The following is a 1,558-nucleotide window of genomic DNA, read 5'->3' on the forward strand; positions in this document are numbered from 1 at the left end:
AAGTTCTTTATATGAATTGTTAAACGTCATAATTGCTTGGCTTTCTTTGCCACGGCTAATGGTCGCAACCCCATTGAGGGCATCTTGCAGCATGTCGGTGCCTGGCAAGTCATTACGGGTCAGAAGGGTGTACATCTCACTTATACCTTCTTCCTGATCAGCAACTACATTTCTAATTGCTGTTGCGACCGCACTTGTTTCAAGCTCAGAAATTTCAGTGCCGAAAATTGTCTTAAACGCATTGGCTGCCGTGACCAGATCTTTAAATTCTGTTTCGCCCTGTTTGGGCTGAAAAGATGCACTGCGAATGAGGTTATTGTTCCGAAAGATACTTTGCGCTTCAATGCTTCGTGCCGACTCAATAATCTGTCCCTTGCTGGTCACTGCGATTTTACCTGCACGCAACAGACACAATGCGAACAATTTTACGACATCAAAATCCCAGCCGAAGGGCTCTTTTGCAAATTCATCTGAAAGGTAACGACCTGTGGCATTTTCACCATAGTTGGCCCGGTTCTCAATCTTGGCCAAAACCTCTGAAAGAGGCCCAGTATCCGTATTGAAAACCGGTTTGCCATTTTCATCACGCACAAGATTAAGGTCCGTGAAGACAGGTGTCAAGCCCAGCAAATTTTCGTTGGTCATCAGCACGTCGAAGTCTTTCTTCTGGACAAGTGCAGCAGCCTCTTTAAATCGATCATAGACTTCAGGAAGGGCTTGGGCAAGCAGTGCAGATGCGGTTTTGCCGACATCGTCTGATGTTGCATCTGGGCTGCGATCATTGCCTCTGAAATAGACAGTACCACTAAGACAGGCCTGTCGAGTCAAACGATGCAATTCGCTTTGATGTCGTTCCTGTCGACGCTTTTCCTCTGAAACCAAGGCGGTTTCATCCTTAGTCTGTGCACTTCGTTCTTTTTTGCTCAGAATTTCCTGCGACCGGAATACTTCAACCGTTTCCCTATCGATAGCCCCATCAAGCGCAGCAACCCAGAAAATACTCTTGGTTTCTGTTTGGCTACGGATGCGCATTTCCTCAACAGTGGTATCAAATTCTTGACCTGCCTCTGCCAAGGCAAGATGAACCGGAATATCGCCTTCATCCTTGGATGCCGCACGCCCATTGAGGAAAAGTCCTGCACGAAAAACCTTCGTATCTAAGAAACTATGTTGTGGTGCTGGCTGCCACATAGCGGTGAGAATACGTGCATGGATGCGGTGTACATCGCCGGGTTTTGGATTCAGTGTAGCCCGTTGGCGTTCCCAATCATCCTCTGCTGGTGAAGGGATGCGGTAACCATCATTTCCGAGACGTACAAGGTGTGCTGCTTCAAGCGCTGCGAGCGCCTCTTTCACATCTGGAAGGCAAGAATCGGCATCCACAGCAGAATGCAGTGTAGCAGCAATATTTTCTGCTGTACGATGGATACTGAGCACATACTGCAACAAACAAATTGCCTTGGCCACAGATTGTGCAAGCGGATGATCAACTTGATCCTCGATCGCTGAGATTTTGCCTCGAATTTCACTACCAATATTCCCCGATACCAGATCATAG

1 protein-coding gene is annotated in these 1,558 nt (G+C 47.4%); it reads right to left on the reverse strand.

Going from position 1 to position 1,558, the window contains the following annotated elements; genetic code table 11:
- Positions 1 to 1,558: BREX system P-loop protein BrxC (locus OXG87_04180; GenBank protein ID MCY3868730.1), on the reverse strand; the 1,558-nt coding region annotated here is incomplete at both ends.

This window comes from Gemmatimonadota bacterium (assembly GCA_026706845.1).
Classification (GTDB): Bacteria; Latescibacterota; UBA2968; order UBA2968; family UBA2968; genus VXRD01.